The organism is Burkholderia pyrrocinia (assembly GCF_018417535.1).
Taxonomy (GTDB): Bacteria; Pseudomonadota; Gammaproteobacteria; order Burkholderiales; family Burkholderiaceae; genus Burkholderia; species Burkholderia pyrrocinia_E.
Map to the genome: position 1 here is coordinate 1,087,605 of NZ_CP070979.1, position 18,672 is coordinate 1,106,276.

At 63.2% G+C, this 18,672-nt stretch carries 11 protein-coding genes, 2 tRNA genes and 3 rRNA genes; 11 read left to right on the forward strand and 5 right to left on the reverse strand.

The features are described 5' to 3' along the window. The first annotated feature begins 1 nt into the window (after position 1). The 3 genes from JYG32_RS37860 to JYG32_RS37870 all read left to right on the forward strand — a co-directional run bounded on the left by JYG32_RS37860 (position 2) and on the right by JYG32_RS37870 (position 4,814). On the forward strand, positions 2 to 3,472 hold the full coding sequence (locus JYG32_RS37860) for an ATP-binding protein (RefSeq protein ID WP_213267805.1): 3,471 nt from the start codon (positions 2 to 4) through the stop codon (positions 3,470 to 3,472). A 121-nt stretch (positions 3,473 to 3,593) separates the two neighbouring features. Then, entirely contained in the window at positions 3,594 to 4,118 is a 525-nt protein-coding gene (locus JYG32_RS37865; RefSeq protein ID WP_213267806.1) for an HD domain-containing protein, read from the forward strand. A 9-nt stretch (positions 4,119 to 4,127) separates the two neighbouring features. Then, positions 4,128 to 4,814, forward strand: a complete 687-nt coding sequence (locus tag JYG32_RS37870; protein WP_174380695.1) for a DUF429 domain-containing protein — start codon at positions 4,128 to 4,130, stop codon at positions 4,812 to 4,814. A 181-nt stretch (positions 4,815 to 4,995) separates the two neighbouring features. Here JYG32_RS37870 and JYG32_RS37875 read toward each other — a convergent pair whose 3' ends face one another. Continuing rightward, a complete protein-coding gene (locus tag JYG32_RS37875; RefSeq protein WP_407062103.1) occupies positions 4,996 to 5,433 on the reverse strand; it encodes an ATPase in 438 nt (145 codons plus the stop codon). A 785-nt stretch (positions 5,434 to 6,218) separates the two neighbouring features. Between JYG32_RS37875 and JYG32_RS37880 the strand changes: the two genes are divergently transcribed. From JYG32_RS37880 to rrf, 5 genes are all read left to right on the forward strand, one after another. Beyond that, a 16S ribosomal RNA gene (locus JYG32_RS37880) occupies positions 6,219 to 7,751 on the forward strand. A 63-nt stretch (positions 7,752 to 7,814) separates the two neighbouring features. After that, positions 7,815 to 7,891, forward strand: a tRNA-Ile gene (locus tag JYG32_RS37885). A gap of 86 nt (positions 7,892 to 7,977) precedes the next feature. Then, a tRNA-Ala gene (locus JYG32_RS37890) sits at positions 7,978 to 8,053 on the forward strand. 295 nt (positions 8,054 to 8,348) lie between these two features. After that, positions 8,349 to 11,230: ribosomal RNA gene (locus tag JYG32_RS37895) — 23S ribosomal RNA — on the forward strand. Between the two features lie 132 nt (positions 11,231 to 11,362). Beyond that, positions 11,363 to 11,475, forward strand: a 5S ribosomal RNA gene (gene rrf, locus JYG32_RS37900). The 16S, 23S and 5S rRNA genes sit together here with 2 tRNA genes alongside, the layout of an rRNA operon. 250 nt (positions 11,476 to 11,725) lie before the next feature. Here rrf and JYG32_RS37905 read toward each other — a convergent pair. The 4 genes from JYG32_RS37905 to JYG32_RS37920 form a co-directional block, all read right to left on the reverse strand. Then, complete coding sequence (locus tag JYG32_RS37905) at positions 11,726 to 12,190, reverse strand: GNAT family N-acetyltransferase (RefSeq protein ID WP_213268331.1); 465 nt, start codon at positions 12,188 to 12,190, stop codon at positions 11,726 to 11,728. Positions 12,191 to 12,334: 144 nt separating this feature from the next. Continuing rightward, positions 12,335 to 12,706: a nuclear transport factor 2 family protein gene (locus JYG32_RS37910; RefSeq protein WP_213268332.1), complete on the reverse strand. Its 372-nt coding sequence runs from the start codon at positions 12,704 to 12,706 to the stop codon at positions 12,335 to 12,337. Between the two features lie 102 nt (positions 12,707 to 12,808). Next, on the reverse strand, positions 12,809 to 13,408 hold the full coding sequence (locus JYG32_RS37915; RefSeq protein WP_213267807.1) for a hypothetical protein: 600 nt from the start codon (positions 13,406 to 13,408) through the stop codon (positions 12,809 to 12,811). A 373-nt stretch (positions 13,409 to 13,781) separates the two neighbouring features. After that, positions 13,782 to 14,786, reverse strand: coding sequence for an AraC family transcriptional regulator (locus tag JYG32_RS37920; protein ID WP_213267808.1), 1,005 nt, complete (start codon positions 14,784 to 14,786; stop codon positions 13,782 to 13,784). Positions 14,787 to 14,931: 145 nt separating this feature from the next. On the opposite strand from JYG32_RS37920, the gene JYG32_RS37925 reads away from it, so the two are divergent. From JYG32_RS37925 to JYG32_RS37935, 3 genes are read left to right on the forward strand one after another with little or no spacing between them, the layout of a single operon-like run. Next, positions 14,932 to 16,599, forward strand: coding sequence for an acyl-CoA synthetase (locus tag JYG32_RS37925; RefSeq protein ID WP_213267809.1), 1,668 nt, complete (start codon positions 14,932 to 14,934; stop codon positions 16,597 to 16,599). Between the two features lie 13 nt (positions 16,600 to 16,612). Further along, entirely contained in the window at positions 16,613 to 17,380 is a 768-nt protein-coding gene (locus JYG32_RS37930) for a 3-hydroxyacyl-CoA dehydrogenase (RefSeq protein WP_213267810.1), read from the forward strand. 18 nt (positions 17,381 to 17,398) lie between these two features. Further along, complete coding sequence (locus JYG32_RS37935) at positions 17,399 to 18,589, forward strand: acetyl-CoA C-acetyltransferase (protein ID WP_213267811.1); 1,191 nt, start codon at positions 17,399 to 17,401, stop codon at positions 18,587 to 18,589. The last annotated feature ends 83 nt before the right edge of the window (positions 18,590 to 18,672 follow it).

Sequence of the window (18,672 nt, forward strand, 5' to 3'; positions counted from 1 at the left end):
GATGCGCATCAGCCAGCTCGATCTGATCAAGTACGGCAAGTTCACCGACGAAACGCTGCGGTTCCCGTCGGCCGGCGAGGATTTTCATGTGATCGTGGGGCCGAACGAGGCCGGCAAGTCGACGATCCGCACGGCCGTGTCGGAGCTGCTGTTCGGGATGAAGCTGCAGACGCCGCTCGATTTCCTGCACAGCACGCCCGAACTGCGGATCGGCGGTGTGCTCGAAAACGGCACGGGCGAACTCGCGTTCCACCGCGCGCGGGGGCGCAGTCCGTTGCGCACGCCTGCCGACGACAGGCTGCCCGACGACTATCTGGCCGCGATCCTCGACGGCGCGACGCGCGAGTTCTTCGAGCAGATGTTCGGACTCGATCACGGGCGGCTGGTCGACGGCGGTCGCAGCATTCTCGACGCATCCGACAAGCTAGGCCAGGTGTTGTTCGAATCGGCCGCCGGTGTCGGCAGTCTCGGGCCGGTGCGCGAGGAGCTCGACGCGCGTTCGATCGAGCTCTGGGCGCCGCGCCGTAGCGGCAGCGCGTTTGCGCTGGCAGAAACGTCGTTCAACGAAGCCGTGACCGAACTGAAGACGGTCCAGGTGCGCACGCGCGACTGGGTCGATCGCAAGGACGCGCGCGAAGCGGTCGAACAGCAGATCGAGCACGCGCGCGCGGAGCAGCGCCAGCTCGAAGCGCTGCGCTCGAAGCTCGAACGCGTGCGGCGGCTGGCGCCGTATCTGAAGGAGTTGACGGTCAAGGATGCGGCGTTGGCCGAACTCGGCGAGGTCGTCGAGTTGCCGCCGACCGCGTATGCGGATTTGCTGAAGGCGCAGGGCGATCTCGCGGCCGAACAGAAGGTGCTCGAAGAACGGCGTACCGACCTGCTCGCGAAACGGCAGGCGCGTGATGCGATCGATGCCGACGCCGACACGCTGGCGCTCGAAGCCGACATCGAAGCGCTCGATCGGTTGCGCGGCGCCTGCATGAATCACGCGCAGGATCTGCTGCTGCTCGGCGCCGACGTCGAGCGGCACCTGTCCGCCGCGTTTTCGGCGGCCGCCCAGCTCGACTGGCCGACGGACGAAGCGTCGCTGCGCGCGTCGCTACCGACGGCGCTGTCGCTGAAGACCGTCGCGAACCTGCTGCGCGAACACGGCGCGCTGCACCAGGCGCTCGCCGGCGCGCGCGAATCGCTCGACGAACGCACGCGCGAGCTTGCGCAGGTGCAGGAGCAACGGGCGCGCCTGTCGACCGTCGACGTGCCGGAAGCGCTGCGCGCGGCGCTCGCCGATGCGCAGGGCTTTCGCAACAGCGGCCAGCGCGAACAGGCGCTCGAACACGAAATCGCTGCCGCCGAACGCACGCTGTCCGGCGCGCTCGATGCGCTCGGCCAATGGCGCATGCCGGTCGACACGCTGCGCGCGCTCGACGTACCGTCGGCGGCGCGGCTCGGCGCGTTGCTCAAGGAAGACAGCGAGCGCGCAAGCGCGGCTGCTGCCGCACGCGACGCGCGGGACGGCGCGCTCGAAGAGCTCGAGCGGCTCGAGCTGCAGGAGAAGCATTTCGCGGAGAACCACAAGGTCGTCACGACCGCCGACGTGCTGGCGGCGCGTGCGCGACGCGACGGCGCATGGGGCGATATCCGCAGCGGCGCCGTCGATCTGGCAACGGGCGCCCCGGCGGTCGACGACGCGATTCGCCTGGCCGACGAACTCGTCGATGCGCAACTCGGCGCCACGCAGGCGGCGGCGATGCTGCAATCGTTGCGTCAGCAGGTCGAATCCGCGCGAGCCGGCGTGTCGCGCAGGCAGGCTGCGCTGGACGAGCGTGAACGCGAGCTGGCCGCGCACCGCGACGCATGGGCCGAACTCGCGGCGACGGCCGCGGTACCCGGCATGCCGCTGGCGGCGATGGGCGACTGGCTCGCGAAGCGCGACGCGGTGTTCGCCGCGCAGGTCGATCTCGGCCGTCAGCGTCGCGAATTCGACACGATTCGCGACGCGCGGAGCGGCGCCGAAGCCGCGCTGCGTTCGGCGCTGCACACTGTGTCGCGAGGCGGCGAGACGGACGGACTGGCAGCGCTCGTCGCCATCGCCGAAACCTTCGTGCAGTCGGCCGAGAAAGCGATCGCGCAGAAGGACGGCCTCGACGATCGCGCGCGGGAAGCCGATCGCGGATGCGCGACGGCGCAGTCGCGGGCCGGCCACGCGCAAGCAGCCTACGACACGTGGCACGCGCAATGGCGCGACGCGCTGGCCGACGCGAAACTTTCCGCGAGCGCGGTGACGCTGGCCGCGGCGGAAGGCGCGCTCGGGCTCGCGAACGCGGTGGCGGCCGAACTGGCCGATGCCGATGCGCCGCGCAACCGGATCGCCGCGATCCGCGCTGAACTGGCCGCGCTCGAGGCCGGCGCGCGGCGGCTTGCCGAAGCGCTTGCGCCGGAATGGCTGACGAGCGGCGACTGGCCGGACGTAGCGCGCCGGCTGACGATGCGTCTCGCGGCCGCCAGGGAAATCGCGCGCGCGATCGCGCGTGCCGACGAGGCCATGCGGCAAGCCGACGGCAAGGTCGCGGACGCAGCCGCCGCGGTGGCCGGTGCCGATGCGCGCATCCAGCCGCTGCTTCATCTGGCCGGCGTGGCGTCGATCGACGCGGCGCTGCCGCTGGCCGAACGCTCGGATCGCCAGCGCCAGCTTCGGCAGGCGGTCGATGCCGCGCACGAGGCGCTGGTGCGCGACGGCGACGGGCTGTCCCGTTCGGCCGTCGAGGCGGAGGTCGCGGAACAGGACATTGCCGACGTGCCGGCGCGTCTGGAGGCGGTGAAGCAGTCGCTGGGCGATGTCGGCAAGCGACTGAACGAGCTTTCACGGCAGCAGGTCGTGGCGGACCAGGCGTTCGGCGCGATCGACGGCCAGGCCAACGCGGCCGTCGCCGAATCGAAGCGGCAGGAAGCGCTGGCGGCGATGGGCGACGCGGCCGAACAGTATCTGGAGGCGGCCACCGCGAGCCGGTTGCTGAAGTGGGCGACGGATCGCTATCGAGACCAGAAGCAGGGGCCGATGCTCCGGCGGGCGGGCGAGATCTTCGCCGGGCTCACGCTGGGCGAATTCGCGAAGCTGACCGTCGATGCCGAACGGACGCCGCCGGCGCTGTATGCGCGGCGCACGAAGGGAACGTCGGTCGAGGTCGCCGGGTTGAGCGAAGGGACGCGCGACCAGTTGTTCCTCGCGCTGCGGATCGCGGCGCTGGAGTTGCAGCTCGGCAGCAGGACCGCGCTACCGTTCGTTGCCGACGACCTGTTCATCAACTTCGACGATGCGCGCGCGAAGGCCGGGCTCGACGCGCTGCGCGATCTGTCGACGCGAACCCAGGTACTGTTTCTGACGCACCACGATCACCTGCTGCCGCTCGTGAAGGACGTATTCGGCGCGCGGGTCAACGTGGTCGAGCTGCAGCGCGTGCCGGCCGGCGCGTGATGCGGGGTGTGCGGGGATGCCGGTGCGCGGGAAGGGTCATCGTGTGCAGGTAGTATGTGCGGTTCCGAAACGCACGCGGCCGGTTCTGCCGGTCGCGGGACTGGCCACACGAGGGGGGAACATGAAAAAGCTGGTAGCTGCCATCGCGTTCGCGGCGGACAAGCATCGCAATCAGCGGCGCAAGGACGAAGAAGCGTCGCCGTACATCAATCATCCGATCGCGCTCGCCGACGTGCTGGCCAACGAAGCCGGCGTCGAGGACGAGCGTGTGATCGTCGCTGCCGTGCTGCACGACACGGTCGAGGATACGGAGACGAGCGAGCAGGAACTGCTGCGGCTGTTCGGCAAGGACGTGGCGGACATCGTGATGGAGGTCACCGACGACAAGTCGTTGCCGAAGGACGAGCGCAAGCGCCTGCAGGTCGAGCATGCGGCGACCATCAGCCGGCGTGCGAAGCTCGTGAAGCTGGCCGACAAGATCTGCAACCTGCGCGACATCGCGCGGCATCCGCCCGCGGACTGGCCGCTCGAGCGCAAGCAGGCGTACTTCGACTGGGCGAAGTCGGTCGTCGACCCGATGCGCGGCGTGCATCCTGGTCTCGAGGCGATCTTCGACGCCGCGTACGACGCACGGCCGGCCGACTGAGGCGCCCGCATGCGATCGACCCGATCCATCGGATCCGCCGCGCGGCAATCGGCTGCCGTGGCGGGGGTCGACGTCGGGGGCGACAAGAAGCTATGCGATCTCGTGATCCTGCGCGGGTCGACGGTCGTCTGTCGCGAACGGCGGATCCCGCCCGAGGCGTTGCCTGCGCTGTGTCTGGCCCATGACGTCATGGCCGTCGGTGTCGACGCACCGAGCCTCTGGTGGGCGGGTGCCGGACGCCGGGCAGCCGAACAGGCGCTCGCGCGCGAACGGATCTCGTGCTTTCCGACGCCGTCGCGGGAGCAGGCTGTCGCGAGCACGTCGGGCTTCTTCGACTGGATGTTCATCGGGGAGCGCGTGTATCACGCGCTCGCGGACACCTATCCGTTGCTGACCGGCGCGCGCTATGCGGGCGGGCGCGCGAGCTTCGAAACCTATCCTTACGCGATTACCTGCGCGATGCTGGGCAAGGCGGTTGCGTCGGCGAAGCAGAAGCGCAACCAGCGCCGGCAATTGCTGGAACGACTGGGGATCGACGTGTCGACGCTGCAATCCGTCGATGCGCGAGACGCGACCCTGTGCGCGCTGACGGCGCAATACGTCATCGACGGGAACGCGCATGCGTATGGCGATGCGGAGGGCGGATATATCCGTGTGCCGATCGTGAGCGAGACGATCGTGCTCGACTCGCTGTAGTTGCCGGTTGCCGCGCGCGGTGATCGCAGGACGGTTGCCACGACACGGTGAGCTTTTGCGGGAGAGGTGCGGTCTGCCTGACGTTGACGGAGTCAGGCAGGGATTGTCGACCGACAAACATGAGGATGGTGGGCGCACACGACATGAAGCCGGTGCGCCGCGCGATCCCGAGCGGCGCTGCTCAATCCTCGAGGATTGATTTCGGCACGCTGGACAGATCGCAGGCTTGCGCTTGTTCGAAGCAGTCTTCCGCGTCGTCGATCATCACGACTGCGACATCGATCAGTTCGTCGAGCCGTTGCAGCAGCGATTCACGCCACTCGATGTCTTCGTCGCGCTCGGGCGTCTTGTCCATCTGCTCGATGATCGAGTCGGCCGTCTGCAGGAAAGGAATCGCCTGCTGATAGTTTTCGATCGAGACCATTGCCGCATTGCGTGCGCCGACGAGCCGTTCGCGATGCTCGTCCGCGAGTTCGGATTCGCCGCTGATCCGCGGTAATACATCCGAGATGCGTTGCAGAAGCGGCGGAGCCTGTTCTTCAAGCAGGATGGCGCGCTCGCGCAGCGCTGCATATTCGTCGCGAAGATCGGCGTCGCCGGGTTGAGTGGTGCTGTCCATCGTCGATGTGAGTACGTGGTTCGGTCGCGGCATGATACTCGACAGCGCGAACCCCCTAGTCTGTTCCGCAGGATGGGTTGCGAAACGCATGAAGGCGCGAACGCGCGGTGTTGCAGCCGGGCGGCGTGACATCGCGTTCGGCGGCCCGGTGATTGGCGGGGATGCGAACCCGGAGCGTGCTCAGGCACGTCGAGCCGCTTTCGGCCTATAGATAGGAGGAAAGCGACGCGTGCCCCGTATCCATAGAGAGCGGCTCACGTTGCGACACCCGGTCCGTCGAGCCCCAAGCCAGCGTGCGCGCGAGCGCACGGTGGCTTTTTCAAGATATTTTCACAAAGGGGCTTGCGCGAAGGGGACGGGCTGCATAGAATCACGCCTCTTTCGCGCTCACGGAAACGCGGCGCGGGAGAGGGAAGCGGAGTCGGTGGTGTGCAGCAGGTTGGGCGCACGGCTGGCGACGGAAGATGGACCCCGCAGTCGCAACGAAGTCGTTCAGAAAGTTGTTGACGCGCTGCGAAACACGGTTCATAATCTCGCTTCTCTGCTGCTGAAAACGCAGCGCTGCCGGGAAACGAAGCCAACGCCGAATTTCTCGCAGAACCGCTCTTTAAAAATTAACAGCCGATAAGTGTGGGCGCTTGATGGAAGCGAGCTGATCTTCGGATCAGATAGCGAAAGTATCAAGAGTCTCACACTAAAGTAAGTCAGGTTTATGAAGTGATTCATATACCTGTCAGCTTTGAGTGAGCGACCGGTTCGAAAGAACCGAAAACAGTAACAGGTTTAAACTGAAGAGTTTGATCCTGGCTCAGATTGAACGCTGGCGGCATGCCTTACACATGCAAGTCGAACGGCAGCACGGGTGCTTGCACCTGGTGGCGAGTGGCGAACGGGTGAGTAATACATCGGAACATGTCCTGTAGTGGGGGATAGCCCGGCGAAAGCCGGATTAATACCGCATACGATCTACGGATGAAAGCGGGGGACCTTCGGGCCTCGCGCTATAGGGTTGGCCGATGGCTGATTAGCTAGTTGGTGGGGTAAAGGCCTACCAAGGCGACGATCAGTAGCTGGTCTGAGAGGACGACCAGCCACACTGGGACTGAGACACGGCCCAGACTCCTACGGGAGGCAGCAGTGGGGAATTTTGGACAATGGGCGAAAGCCTGATCCAGCAATGCCGCGTGTGTGAAGAAGGCCTTCGGGTTGTAAAGCACTTTTGTCCGGAAAGAAATCCCTGGTTCTAATACAGCCGGGGGATGACGGTACCGGAAGAATAAGCACCGGCTAACTACGTGCCAGCAGCCGCGGTAATACGTAGGGTGCGAGCGTTAATCGGAATTACTGGGCGTAAAGCGTGCGCAGGCGGTTTGCTAAGACCGATGTGAAATCCCCGGGCTCAACCTGGGAACTGCATTGGTGACTGGCAGGCTAGAGTATGGCAGAGGGGGGTAGAATTCCACGTGTAGCAGTGAAATGCGTAGAGATGTGGAGGAATACCGATGGCGAAGGCAGCCCCCTGGGCCAATACTGACGCTCATGCACGAAAGCGTGGGGAGCAAACAGGATTAGATACCCTGGTAGTCCACGCCCTAAACGATGTCAACTAGTTGTTGGGGATTCATTTCCTTAGTAACGTAGCTAACGCGTGAAGTTGACCGCCTGGGGAGTACGGTCGCAAGATTAAAACTCAAAGGAATTGACGGGGACCCGCACAAGCGGTGGATGATGTGGATTAATTCGATGCAACGCGAAAAACCTTACCTACCCTTGACATGGTCGGAATCCTGCTGAGAGGCGGGAGTGCTCGAAAGAGAACCGATACACAGGTGCTGCATGGCTGTCGTCAGCTCGTGTCGTGAGATGTTGGGTTAAGTCCCGCAACGAGCGCAACCCTTGTCCTTAGTTGCTACGCAAGAGCACTCTAAGGAGACTGCCGGTGACAAACCGGAGGAAGGTGGGGATGACGTCAAGTCCTCATGGCCCTTATGGGTAGGGCTTCACACGTCATACAATGGTCGGAACAGAGGGTTGCCAACCCGCGAGGGGGAGCTAATCCCAGAAAACCGATCGTAGTCCGGATTGCACTCTGCAACTCGAGTGCATGAAGCTGGAATCGCTAGTAATCGCGGATCAGCATGCCGCGGTGAATACGTTCCCGGGTCTTGTACACACCGCCCGTCACACCATGGGAGTGGGTTTTACCAGAAGTGGCTAGTCTAACCGCAAGGAGGACGGTCACCACGGTAGGATTCATGACTGGGGTGAAGTCGTAACAAGGTAGCCGTATCGGAAGGTGCGGCTGGATCACCTCCTTTCCAGAGCTATCTCGCGAAGTTGAGCGCTCACGCTTATCGGCTGTAAATTAAAGACAGACTCAGGGGTCTGTAGCTCAGTCGGTTAGAGCACCGTCTTGATAAGGCGGGGGTCGTTGGTTCGAATCCAACCAGACCCACCATTGTCTGACGTGTCGGTGATCGTTAGCGCTTTAGCGCTTACGCGTACCCCAAGCCGACAGGCTAACACCTGAGATTCTCTGTACATGGGGGCATAGCTCAGCTGGGAGAGCACCTGCTTTGCAAGCAGGGGGTCGTCGGTTCGATCCCGTCTGCCTCCACCAATCTTCAATGGGAAGCGTTTGGATCACACGAAAGTGACGTGTGAGACGAGCATTTGCCATTGGCGATTGAGCCAGTCAGAGTGATATGAGTAACACCATATCGGCTGTCGTTCTTTAACAATCTGGAAGAAGCAAGTAATTTGGATAGCGGAAGCGTCTTGAGATGGACGTGAAAGTTATCCGGGTTGTGATTGTATCGATGTATCTCAAGATGATTCGAACTTCATGTTCGACTCGATTTTGGAATACGGCACAACGCGAGAACTCAACCTGTAACGAGACAGACTCGTTATAGGGTCAAGCGAACAAGTGCATGTGGTGGATGCCTTGGCGATCACAGGCGATGAAGGACGCGGTAGCCTGCGAAAAGCTACGGGGAGCTGGCAAACGAGCTTTGATCCGTAGATGTCCGAATGGGGAAACCCGGCCCTTTTGGGTCATCCTGGACTGAATACATAGGTCCAGTGAAGCGAACGCGGTGAACTGAAACATCTAAGTAACCGCAGGAAAAGAAATCAACCGAGATTCCCAAAGTAGTGGCGAGCGAAATGGGATGAGCCTTGTACTCTTTATTTGTATTGTTAGCCGAACGCTCTGGAAAGTGCGGCCATAGCAGGTGATAGCCCTGTAGGCGAAAACAGTATGAAAGAACTAGGTGTACGACAAGTAGGGCGGGACACGTGAAATCCTGTCTGAAGATGGGGGGACCATCCTCCAAGGCTAAATACTCGTGATCGACCGATAGTGAACCAGTACCGTGAGGGAAAGGCGAAAAGAACCCCGGGAGGGGAGTGAAATAGATCCTGAAACCGCATGCATACAAACAGTCGGAGCCTCGCAAGGGGTGACGGCGTACCTTTTGTATAATGGGTCAGCGACTTACGTTCAGTAGCAAGCTTAACCGTATAGGGCAGGCGTAGCGAAAGCGAGTCCGAATAGGGCGTTCAGTTGCTGGGCGTAGACCCGAAACCAAGTGATCTATCCATGGCCAGGATGAAGGTGCGGTAACACGTACTGGAGGTCCGAACCCACTAACGTTGAAAAGTTAGGGGATGAGCTGTGGATAGGGGTGAAAGGCTAAACAAACTTGGAAATAGCTGGTTCTCTCCGAAAACTATTTAGGTAGTGCCTCGTGTCTCACCTTCGGGGGTAGAGCACTGTCATGGTTGGGGGGTCTATTGCAGATTACCCCGCCATAGCAAACTCCGAATACCGAAGAGTGCAATCACGGGAGACAGACATCGGGTGCTAACGTCCGGTGTCAAGAGGGAAACAACCCAGACCGCCAGCTAAGGTCCCCAAATATAGCTAAGTGGGAAACGAAGTGGGAAGGCTAAAACAGTCAGGAGGTTGGCTTAGAAGCAGCCACCCTTTAAAGAAAGCGTAATAGCTCACTGATCGAGTCGTCCTGCGCGGAAGATGTAACGGGGCTAAGCTATATACCGAAGCTGCGGATGCGAGCTTTGCTCGCATGGTAGGAGAGCGTTCCGTAAGCCTGCGAAGGTGCGTTGAAAAGCGTGCTGGAGGTATCGGAAGTGCGAATGCTGACATGAGTAGCGATAAAGGGGGTGAAAGGCCCCCTCGCCGTAAGCCCAAGGTTTCCTACGCAACGTTCATCGGCGTAGGGTGAGTCGGCCCCTAAGGCGAGGCAGAAATGCGTAGCTGATGGGAAGCAGGTCAATATTCCTGCACCATTGTTAGATGCGATGGGGGGACGGATCGCGGAAGGTTGTCCGGGTGTTGGAAGTCCCGGTCGCTGCATTGGAGAAGGCGCTTAGGCAAATCCGGGCGCGGAATTCAAGGGTGTGGCGCGAGCTTCTTAGGAAGCGAAGCAATTGGAAGTGGTTCCAAGAAAAGCCTCTAAGCTTCAGTCTAACGATGACCGTACCGCAAACCGACACAGGTGGGCGAGATGAGTATTCTAAGGCGCTTGAGAGAACTCGGGAGAAGGAACTCGGCAAATTGGTACCGTAACTTCGGGATAAGGTACGCCCTTGTAGCTTGATGCCCCTGCGGGCAAAGGGTGAAGGGGTTGCAATAAACTGGTGGCTGCGACTGTTTAATAAAAACACAGCACTCTGCAAACACGAAAGTGGACGTATAGGGTGTGACGCCTGCCCGGTGCCGGAAGATTAAATGATGGGGTGCAAGCTCTTGATTGAAGTCCCGGTAAACGGCGGCCGTAACTATAACGGTCCTAAGGTAGCGAAATTCCTTGTCGGGTAAGTTCCGACCTGCACGAATGGCGTAACGATGGCCACACTGTCTCCTCCCGAGACTCAGCGAAGTTGAAGTGTTTGTGATGATGCAATCTACCCGCGGCTAGACGGAAAGACCCCATGAACCTTTACTGTAGCTTTGCATTGGACTTTGAACCGATCTGTGTAGGATAGGTGGGAGGCTATGAAACCGGAACGCTAGTTTCGGTGGAGCCGTCCTTGAAATACCACCCTGGTTTGTTTGAGGTTCTAACCTTGGCCCGTGATCCGGGTCGGGGACAGTGCATGGTAGGCAGTTTGACTGGGGCGGTCTCCTCCCAAAGCGTAACGGAGGAGTACGAAGGTACGCTAGGTACGGTCGGAAATCGTGCTGATAGTGCAATGGCATAAGCGTGCTTAACTGCGAGACCGACAAGTCGAGCAGGTGCGAAAGCAGGTCATAGTGATCCGGTGGTTCTGTATGGAAGGGCCATCGCTCAACGGATAAAAGGTACTCTGGGGATAACAGGCTGATACCGCCCAAGAGTTCATATCGACGGCGGTGTTTGGCACCTCGATGTCGGCTCATCTCATCCTGGGGCTGTAGCCGGTCCCAAGGGTATGGCTGTTCGCCATTTAAAGAGGTACGTGAGCTGGGTTTAAAACGTCGTGAGACAGTTTGGTCCCTATCTGCCGTGGGCGTTGGATATTTGAAGGGGGCTGCTCCTAGTACGAGAGGACCGGAGTGGACGAACCTCTGGTGTACCGGTTGTCACGCCAGTGGCATCGCCGGGTAGCTATGTTCGGAAGAGATAACCGCTGAAAGCATCTAAGCGGGAAACTCGCCTTAAGATGAGATATCCCTGGGGACTGGATCCCCTTGAAGGGTCGTTCGAGACCAGGACGTTGATAGGTCAGGTGTGTAAGCGCAGTAATGCGTTCAGCTAACTGATACTAATTGCCCGTAAGGCTTGATCCTATAACAAGTCTGTCTCGCGCTGATTACAGCGCGTCGGACGGGTTGGATTCTCGTGTGTGATACACACAACCTAAATTACTGCTTCTTCCCAGATTGGTTCTGTTGGCCACGCCAGCAGAACAACCCTCTTTGCCTGATGACCATAGCGAGTCGGTCCCACCCCTTCCCATCCCGAACAGGACCGTGAAACGACTCTACGCCGATGATAGTGCGGATTCCCGTGTGAAAGTAGGTAATCGTCAGGCTCCCTAAGCCAGAAACCCCCGCCCGTAAAGGCGGGGGTTTTTGCATTGGCGCGGCCAAAATGCAGGCCGGCCGAGCAAGGGGCAGCGTGGTCGGAGCGGGCGTGCCGAAGGTGTCATCAGGTCGACAGTCGGCCCGATCAAACACCTGGCCACTCTCCGCTGCATCCTCACTCGCAACCGTCGGTCGCTTCGGTTCTCTCGAGCGCAACGCGGTGCCCCATACCGCCTCCTTCTTCCTCACCCGTCAGAATCAGATCGTGATCCGCAAGATCGGGAAGAACCTCCCCGGGACGACGCTCGATTCCTTTTCACCGATTTTTTCAGCCCCGAGCGTCAGATAGAACGGAACAGCATTGGGATCCGCTTCGATCACGAAGCTTCTGATCCCTCTCGCAGCGGCTTCCCTTCGGATCTCCACCCACAGCGCACGCGCGACACCCCGGCCCATGTGATCGGGATGGACGAATAGCCATCCGGGCGTCGGTCGATCCGAATCCGATGACACCCTGACCCAGAACCCGATGATCGCCTTTCCGGATTCCGCGACGTAGCCGATCGACGCTTCGATCGTCCCGGGCGAAATCGTGAGATCGCTTTGCCACAAGTCGAGCCATTCGTTCGGATAGCCCCAATGAGCCTTTGAAAGACGGGCCAATCTCGTGAGTTCGTCCGCATCTGCGGGACGGGCAGTACGTACGGTAAATGGATGGCGCATCGGGTTTCCCAACGTTGCAATCCTTCGGCCAGCATCGTTGTTGGTGCCTGGTCCGGATCGCATCGGCTCACCTTCCGGCTTCGCCGCTTGCTCGCTCATCCGGATGGCGAGCGACACCGTTCAAAGGTATCCGCTCGGCCAGAACTACATAACCTGCGACGCATGCCCGGCGACGACGCGCCAGCCGCTGCCCGATCGACGCCACAGGCGCGTATAGGCAAACGTGCCGTCGAACGCCGCGTCATCGAAACGGCCGGCAAGTGTCGCCTTCGTCGTGGTCAGGATCATCTCGCCGATCGCGCGCGCATGCGTTTCATCGAAATCGAGTCTGTCGAGACGCAGAAGTTTCGCGCGATGCGCGGACAGATCGTCCTCCTTCGAGATGACCTGTCCGGTCGGGACGGTGAACACCAGATCCTCGTCCAGCAACGCATCGAGCGCTTCGACATCGTTGGCCAGCATCGCAGCCCGAAGCGCAGTTTCGTAGGGTTCGATGACTGTCCGGATTGCATCCATATCAGGGCCTCTCATCATCTTTGAAGGTTTGTGGTTCCGCTCATCGGCGGCGACCCGTAGCAGCACGCAACGCGTTCCGGATACAGCGGCGACGGAAAGTGCCTACCGCGCGTTCGACAGCGATTGACGCCGGACCAGCATCACGAGGCAGATACCGATCGATGCGATGATGTTGACGGCCGGATAGAACGCGACCGCGATACTCCACGTGCTCAGTGCCAGCAACGCCAGCGCGTACTTGAGCACGCACAGCGCGAAATAGGCGAGGCTCTCGCTCCACGGATCGCGGAGCGTCTTGCGGACGGTCGGGCCGAGACCGGCAAGTTCGATCAGCGTGACCAGGCAGATCGAGACCGTCGGATCGTCGGTCAGCATCCACAGCGGAATGGCCGAAAGGGCTGCGCACAGAAAAAACCAGTCGATGCCGGTCCAGCCGCGTTCGCCGCGAAAAATGCTGGCGACCAACGTCAGGAAGCACGTGACGGCGATCGCAGCTGTGCACCACGCGGACGGCCCCGCACCCGCGACGAACTGGCCGGCGGCCGCGATCGCCGTGACGACCGACCACACGAGCCACGTGAACAGATGCGGACGAACGGTGCGCCGGTAGATCGCGAGCGCGTACGGAATCGCTGCCAGCAAAGACACGGCAGTTCCGATAACGCCAAAGAACGAAGCGGCACCCTGATCGACACTCACCATCGACGCAACCTTGTTCGTACAGGCCGACCAGTATGTGGTCGGAAGGGCCGGGGCGCAATGTCGCGCCGGGCAGCGCCGCGGGCAGTCGCGCGGCGCATCGCACCGGAATGCCGATGCCGGCGACCGATGCGGTCAAACGCAAACAAACGCAAACAAACGGCACAGGGATCGTGACGCAGCTGGAGCACCCATTGCACGACGGCCGAATGAATGGAAATAACCTTGCATCGGAGCAGGGGCGGTGGTGGTTTGTCGGTCGCTTGCCGTCATGCATCGGTCAGGGACAGCCGCGCCGGAGCTTCGCATCGTTATCAGCGTCGTGTGACGGGCGCTCTGCATCCGCTGCGTACGACCTGCATCATCCGCGTGCGATTCAGGGATCCGGATTCGCCGCATGCACGTCGCGCCGGAACGCGCCGGGGCTCGTGCCCGTCCATTTCCGGAACGCGCGATGAAATGCGCTCGGCTCGGTGAAGCCGAGCTCGGCCGCGACCTCCGCGACGCTGAGCACGTGCCCGCGCAGCAGCGACTGGGCCAGCGCGCCGCGCAGTTCGTCCTTGATTGCCGCGAAGCTTTGCCCCTCGCTGCGCAGACGCCGCCGCAGTGTCGCGGGCGTCGTGCCGAGGCGGACGGCCAGCGTGTCGAAGTCGGGCCACTCGGCGGCCGGCAGCACCTTCAGGTGCGTGCGGGCCTTCGCGACCCAGCCCGTGTCGTGCCGGTAGCGGACCAGCAGGTTGCCGGGCGCGCCGCGCAGGAAGGTCTTCAGCGCCTGTGCGGAGCGGATCGTCGGCAACGCGAGATAGGCGGCGTTGAATGCGAGCCGGCTGTCAGGGCGGTCGAAATGCACGGGCACGCCGAAGAACTGGTGATAGTCGCTGCGCTGGTCGGGGCTCGGGCACGCGAAATCGATGCGCTGCAACGGGATGCGCCGGCCGGTCAGCCAGCACGCGACACCGAGCAGGATCAGCCAGAAGGTCCGGTACGCGAATGCAGGATACGGCGTGCCCGACTGCGTCAGCACGATCTGCGCCTGCCCGTCGGCTACGACGAGCTCGCCGTGCGGCTCGTCCAGCACCACGCGCAGGAACTGCAGCGCCCGCCGCAGCGCCTTTTCGAGCGTGCCGGCGTGCAGCACCGCGTGGCACAGCAGCGTGAAGCTGCCTTGCCGCATCGGGCGGGCGGCGAGCCCGAAGAATTCGTCGTCGATCGTGCCGGCGATCGCGAGCCACAGGCGGCCGTACTGTTGCGGCGTGACGGGGTCGCGCACGGCGGCCGGCAGGCCGGCGGCGCGCAGCACGGGCGCGGTCGGGATGCGCTGCCGGCGCAGGCACGCGAGCGCGTCGTCGACGAAATCCGGCGAAATCATCTGCGGCCCCATTTTCCTGCGTCCTCCAGACATGGCAAAAACGATCACGATTCTAGATTCTGTTTGTCATTGATTGCAATGTGACGGCTGTCTACTATCGATGTATCCCCCGTCGCGCCCCTGGCTCGCCGGCGGTCATAACGCACAGGAGACACGCATGCCTGATGGAGCAACCGCCCGGGCGGTGCCGGCTTACGCCGACGCCGCGGCCCGGTTCAGTATCGAGACCGCCGCCGCGCATCTGCACGGCGACCTGGAGCGCGGCCTGAACGCGTGCGTCGAATGCTGCGACCGGCACGCATCGGCGGACGCGATCGCGCTCGACTGGATCGACGCCGGCGGGCAGCACCGCCGCTTCACGTTCGCGCAGATGCAGGCGCTGTCGGCACGCGTCGCGAACCTGCTGGTCGCGCAGGGCGTGAAGCCGGGCGACGTGGTGGCCGGCCTGTTGCCGCGCACACCCGAGCTCGTCGCGACGATCCTCGGCACGTGGCGCGCGGGCGCCGTCTACCAGCCGCTGTTTACCGCGTTCGGCCCGAAGGCGATCGAGCATCGTTTGCGGATGAGCGACGCGCGCCTGGTCGTGACCAACGTCGCGAATCGCGCGAAGCTCGACGAGATCGCCGATTGCCCGCCGGTCGCGACGGTGCGCGAGCCGGGCGACGCGCTGCCGGAACGCGACATCGATTTCCGCGCGGCGCTCGACGCGCAGTCCGACTCGTTCGAACCGGTGCTGCGCAAGGGCACGGACCTGTTCATGATGATGTCGACGTCGGGCACGACGGGCCTGCCGAAGGGCGTGCCGGTGCCGCTGCGTGCGCTGCTCGCGTTCGGCGCGTACATGCGCGACGCGGTCGACCTGCGCGAAGGCGACCGGTTCTGGAACATCGCCGATCCGGGCTGGGCGTACGGCCTCTATTACGCGATCACGGGCCCGCTGCTGCTCGGTCACGCGACGACGCTCTACGAGGGCGGCTTCACGGTCGACAGCACGTATGACGTGATTGAACGGCTCGGCATCACGAGCCTCGCCGGCTCGCCGACCGCGTACCGGATGCTGATGGCGGCCGGTCCGGAAGCGGCGGTGCGCGTGAAGGGCAGGCTGCGCGTGGTCAGCAGCGCGGGCGAACCGCTGAATCCGGAAGTCGTGCGCTGGTTCGACGCGGCGCTCGGCGCGCCGATCTACGATCACTACGGCCAGACCGAACTCGGGATGGTCGTGAACAATCATCACGGGCTCGCGCACGTCGTGCACGCCGGTTCGGCCGGCTTCGCGATGCCCGGTTATCGCGTCGCGGTGCTCGACGAAGCGAGCCGCGAGCTCGGCCCAGGCGAGCCCGGCAACCTCGCGATCGACATCGCGCGCTCGCCGTTGCTGTGGTTCCACGGCTACTGGCAGCAGGACACGCCGGCGATCGCAGGCGGCTACTACCGGACCGGCGACAACGTCGAGCTCGAGCCGGACGGCACCGTGAGTTTCATCGGCCGCGCGGACGACGTGATCACGTCGTCCGGCTACCGGATCGGCCCGTTCGACGTGGAAAGCGCGCTGATCGAGCATCCGGCCGTCAGCGAAGCTGCCGTGATCGGCGTGCCCGATCCGGAGCGCACGGAGATCGTCAAGGCGTTCGTCGTGCTGTCGAAGGGCTTCGACGGCACGCCGGCGCTGGCCGAGGAATTGAGCCTGCACGTGAAGCGGCGGCTGTCCGCCCACGCCTATCCTCGCGCGATCGACTTCGTCGACGCGCTGCCGAAAACCCCGAGCGGCAAGATCCAGCGCTTCGTACTGCGCAAGATGGAAGCCGAGAAGGCCGCTCAACCCTGAATACGGATTGCTAATGAATATCAAGGATCGCGTTTTTCTGATTACGGGCGCCAGTTCGGGCCTCGGCGCCGCGGTGGCGCGCATGGTCGTTGCGGAAGGCGGCAAGGCCGTGCTGCTGGATGTCAATGACGATGCCGGCGCGGGCCTCGCGCACGAACTTGGCGCGGCCGCGCGCTTCGTGAAGACCGACGTAACGAGCGAAGCCGACGGGCAGGCGGCCGTCGCCGCCGCGCGCGACGCGTTCGGCCGCATCGACGCGCTCGTCAACTGCGCGGGCGTCGCGCCGGGCGAGAAGGTCGTCGGCCGCGACGGTCCGCACTCGCTGGACCGCTTCGCGCGCGCGGTGTCGATCAATCTCGTCGGCACGTTCAACATGATCCGGCTGGCCGCCGAAGCGATGTCGAAGCAGGACGCCGACGCGGAAGGCGAGCGCGGCGTGATCGTCAACACCGCGTCGGTCGCGGCGTTCGACGGGCAGATCGGGCAGGCCGCGTATGCGGCGTCGAAGAGCGGCGTGGTGGGCATGACGCTGCCGATCGCGCGCGAACTCGCACGGTTCGGCATTCGTGTCGTGACGGTCGCGCCCGGCATCTTCGCGACGCCGATGATGGCCGGCATGCCGCAGGACGTGCAGGACGCGCTCGGCAAGAGCGTGCCATTCCCGCCGCGGCTCGGCCGCCCGGAAGAATTTGCGGCGCTGGTGCGCCACATCGCCGAGAACACGATGCTGAACGGCGAAGTCATCCGTCTCGATGGCGCGTTGCGCATGGCACCGCGCTGACACTGGAGGAAGCGAATCATGACGACTCAGGATCCGATCGTAATCGTTGGCACGGCGCGTACGCCGATGGGTGGTTTTCAGGGCGACCTGGCGGCGGCCAGCGCGAGCGATCTCGGCGCGGTGGCGATTCGCGCGGCGCTCGAGCGCGCGAACGTGCCGGCCGAGCGCATCGATGAAATCGTGTTCGGTTGTGTGCTGCCGGCCGGACAGGGCCAGGCGCCGGCGCGGCAGGCCGCGCTGAAGGCCGGGCTGCCGCTTGCGGCGGGTGCAACCACGGTCAACAAGATGTGCGGCTCCGGGATGAAGGCCGCGATGTTCGCGCACGATCTGCTGCTGGCGGGTTCGGCGGGCGTGGCCGTCGCGGGCGGGATGGAAAGCATGACGAATGCGCCGTACCTGCTGCCGAAAGCGCGCGCGGGGATGCGGATGGGCCACGGCCAGGTGCTCGACCACATGTTCCTCGACGGGCTCGAGGACGCGTATGAAAAAGGCCGCCTGATGGGCACGTTCGCCGAAGATTGCGCGCAGGCGTACCAGTTCACGCGCGAGGCGCAGGATGCGTTCGCGATCGCGTCGCTGACGCGTGCGCAACGCGCGATCGCCGAAGGGCATTTCGTGTCGGAGATCGCACCGGTGACCGTGAAGGCCGGCAAGACCGAAGCGGTCGTGTCGATCGACGAGCAGCCGGGCAACGCGAAGCTCGACAAGATCCCGACGCTGAAGCCGGCGTTCCGCGACGGCGGTACGGTGACGGCCGCGAACGCGTCGTCGATCTCGGACGGTGCTGCCGCGCTCGTGATGATGCGCCGCTCGGAAGCGGAACGCCTCGGCCTCACGCCGAAGGCCGTGATCGTCGGGCATTCGACTTATGCGGACAAGCCGGGCCTGTTCGCGACCGCGCCGATCGGTGCGCTGCGCAAGCTGTCGGAGAAAACCGGCTGGAACCTGCGCGACGTCGATCTGTTCGAGATCAACGAAGCGTTCGCGGTGGTGCCGATGGCCGCGATGCGCGATCTCGACCTGCCGCACGAGAAGGTCAACGTGCACGGCGGCGCGTGCGCGCTCGGGCATCCGATCGGCGCATCGGGTGCGCGCGTGATGGTGACGCTGCTGGCCGCGCTCGAAACGTATGGCCTGAAGCGCGGCATCGCATCGCTGTGCATCGGCGGCGGCGAGGCGACGGCCATCGCGATCGAGCGCATCGCGTAACGCATCGCACGCACGCTGCGACGCGGGCGACGGGTATTGCGCAGGGAGCACCTGCGCGTTACCCGTCGCCCGTTTTTCATTCG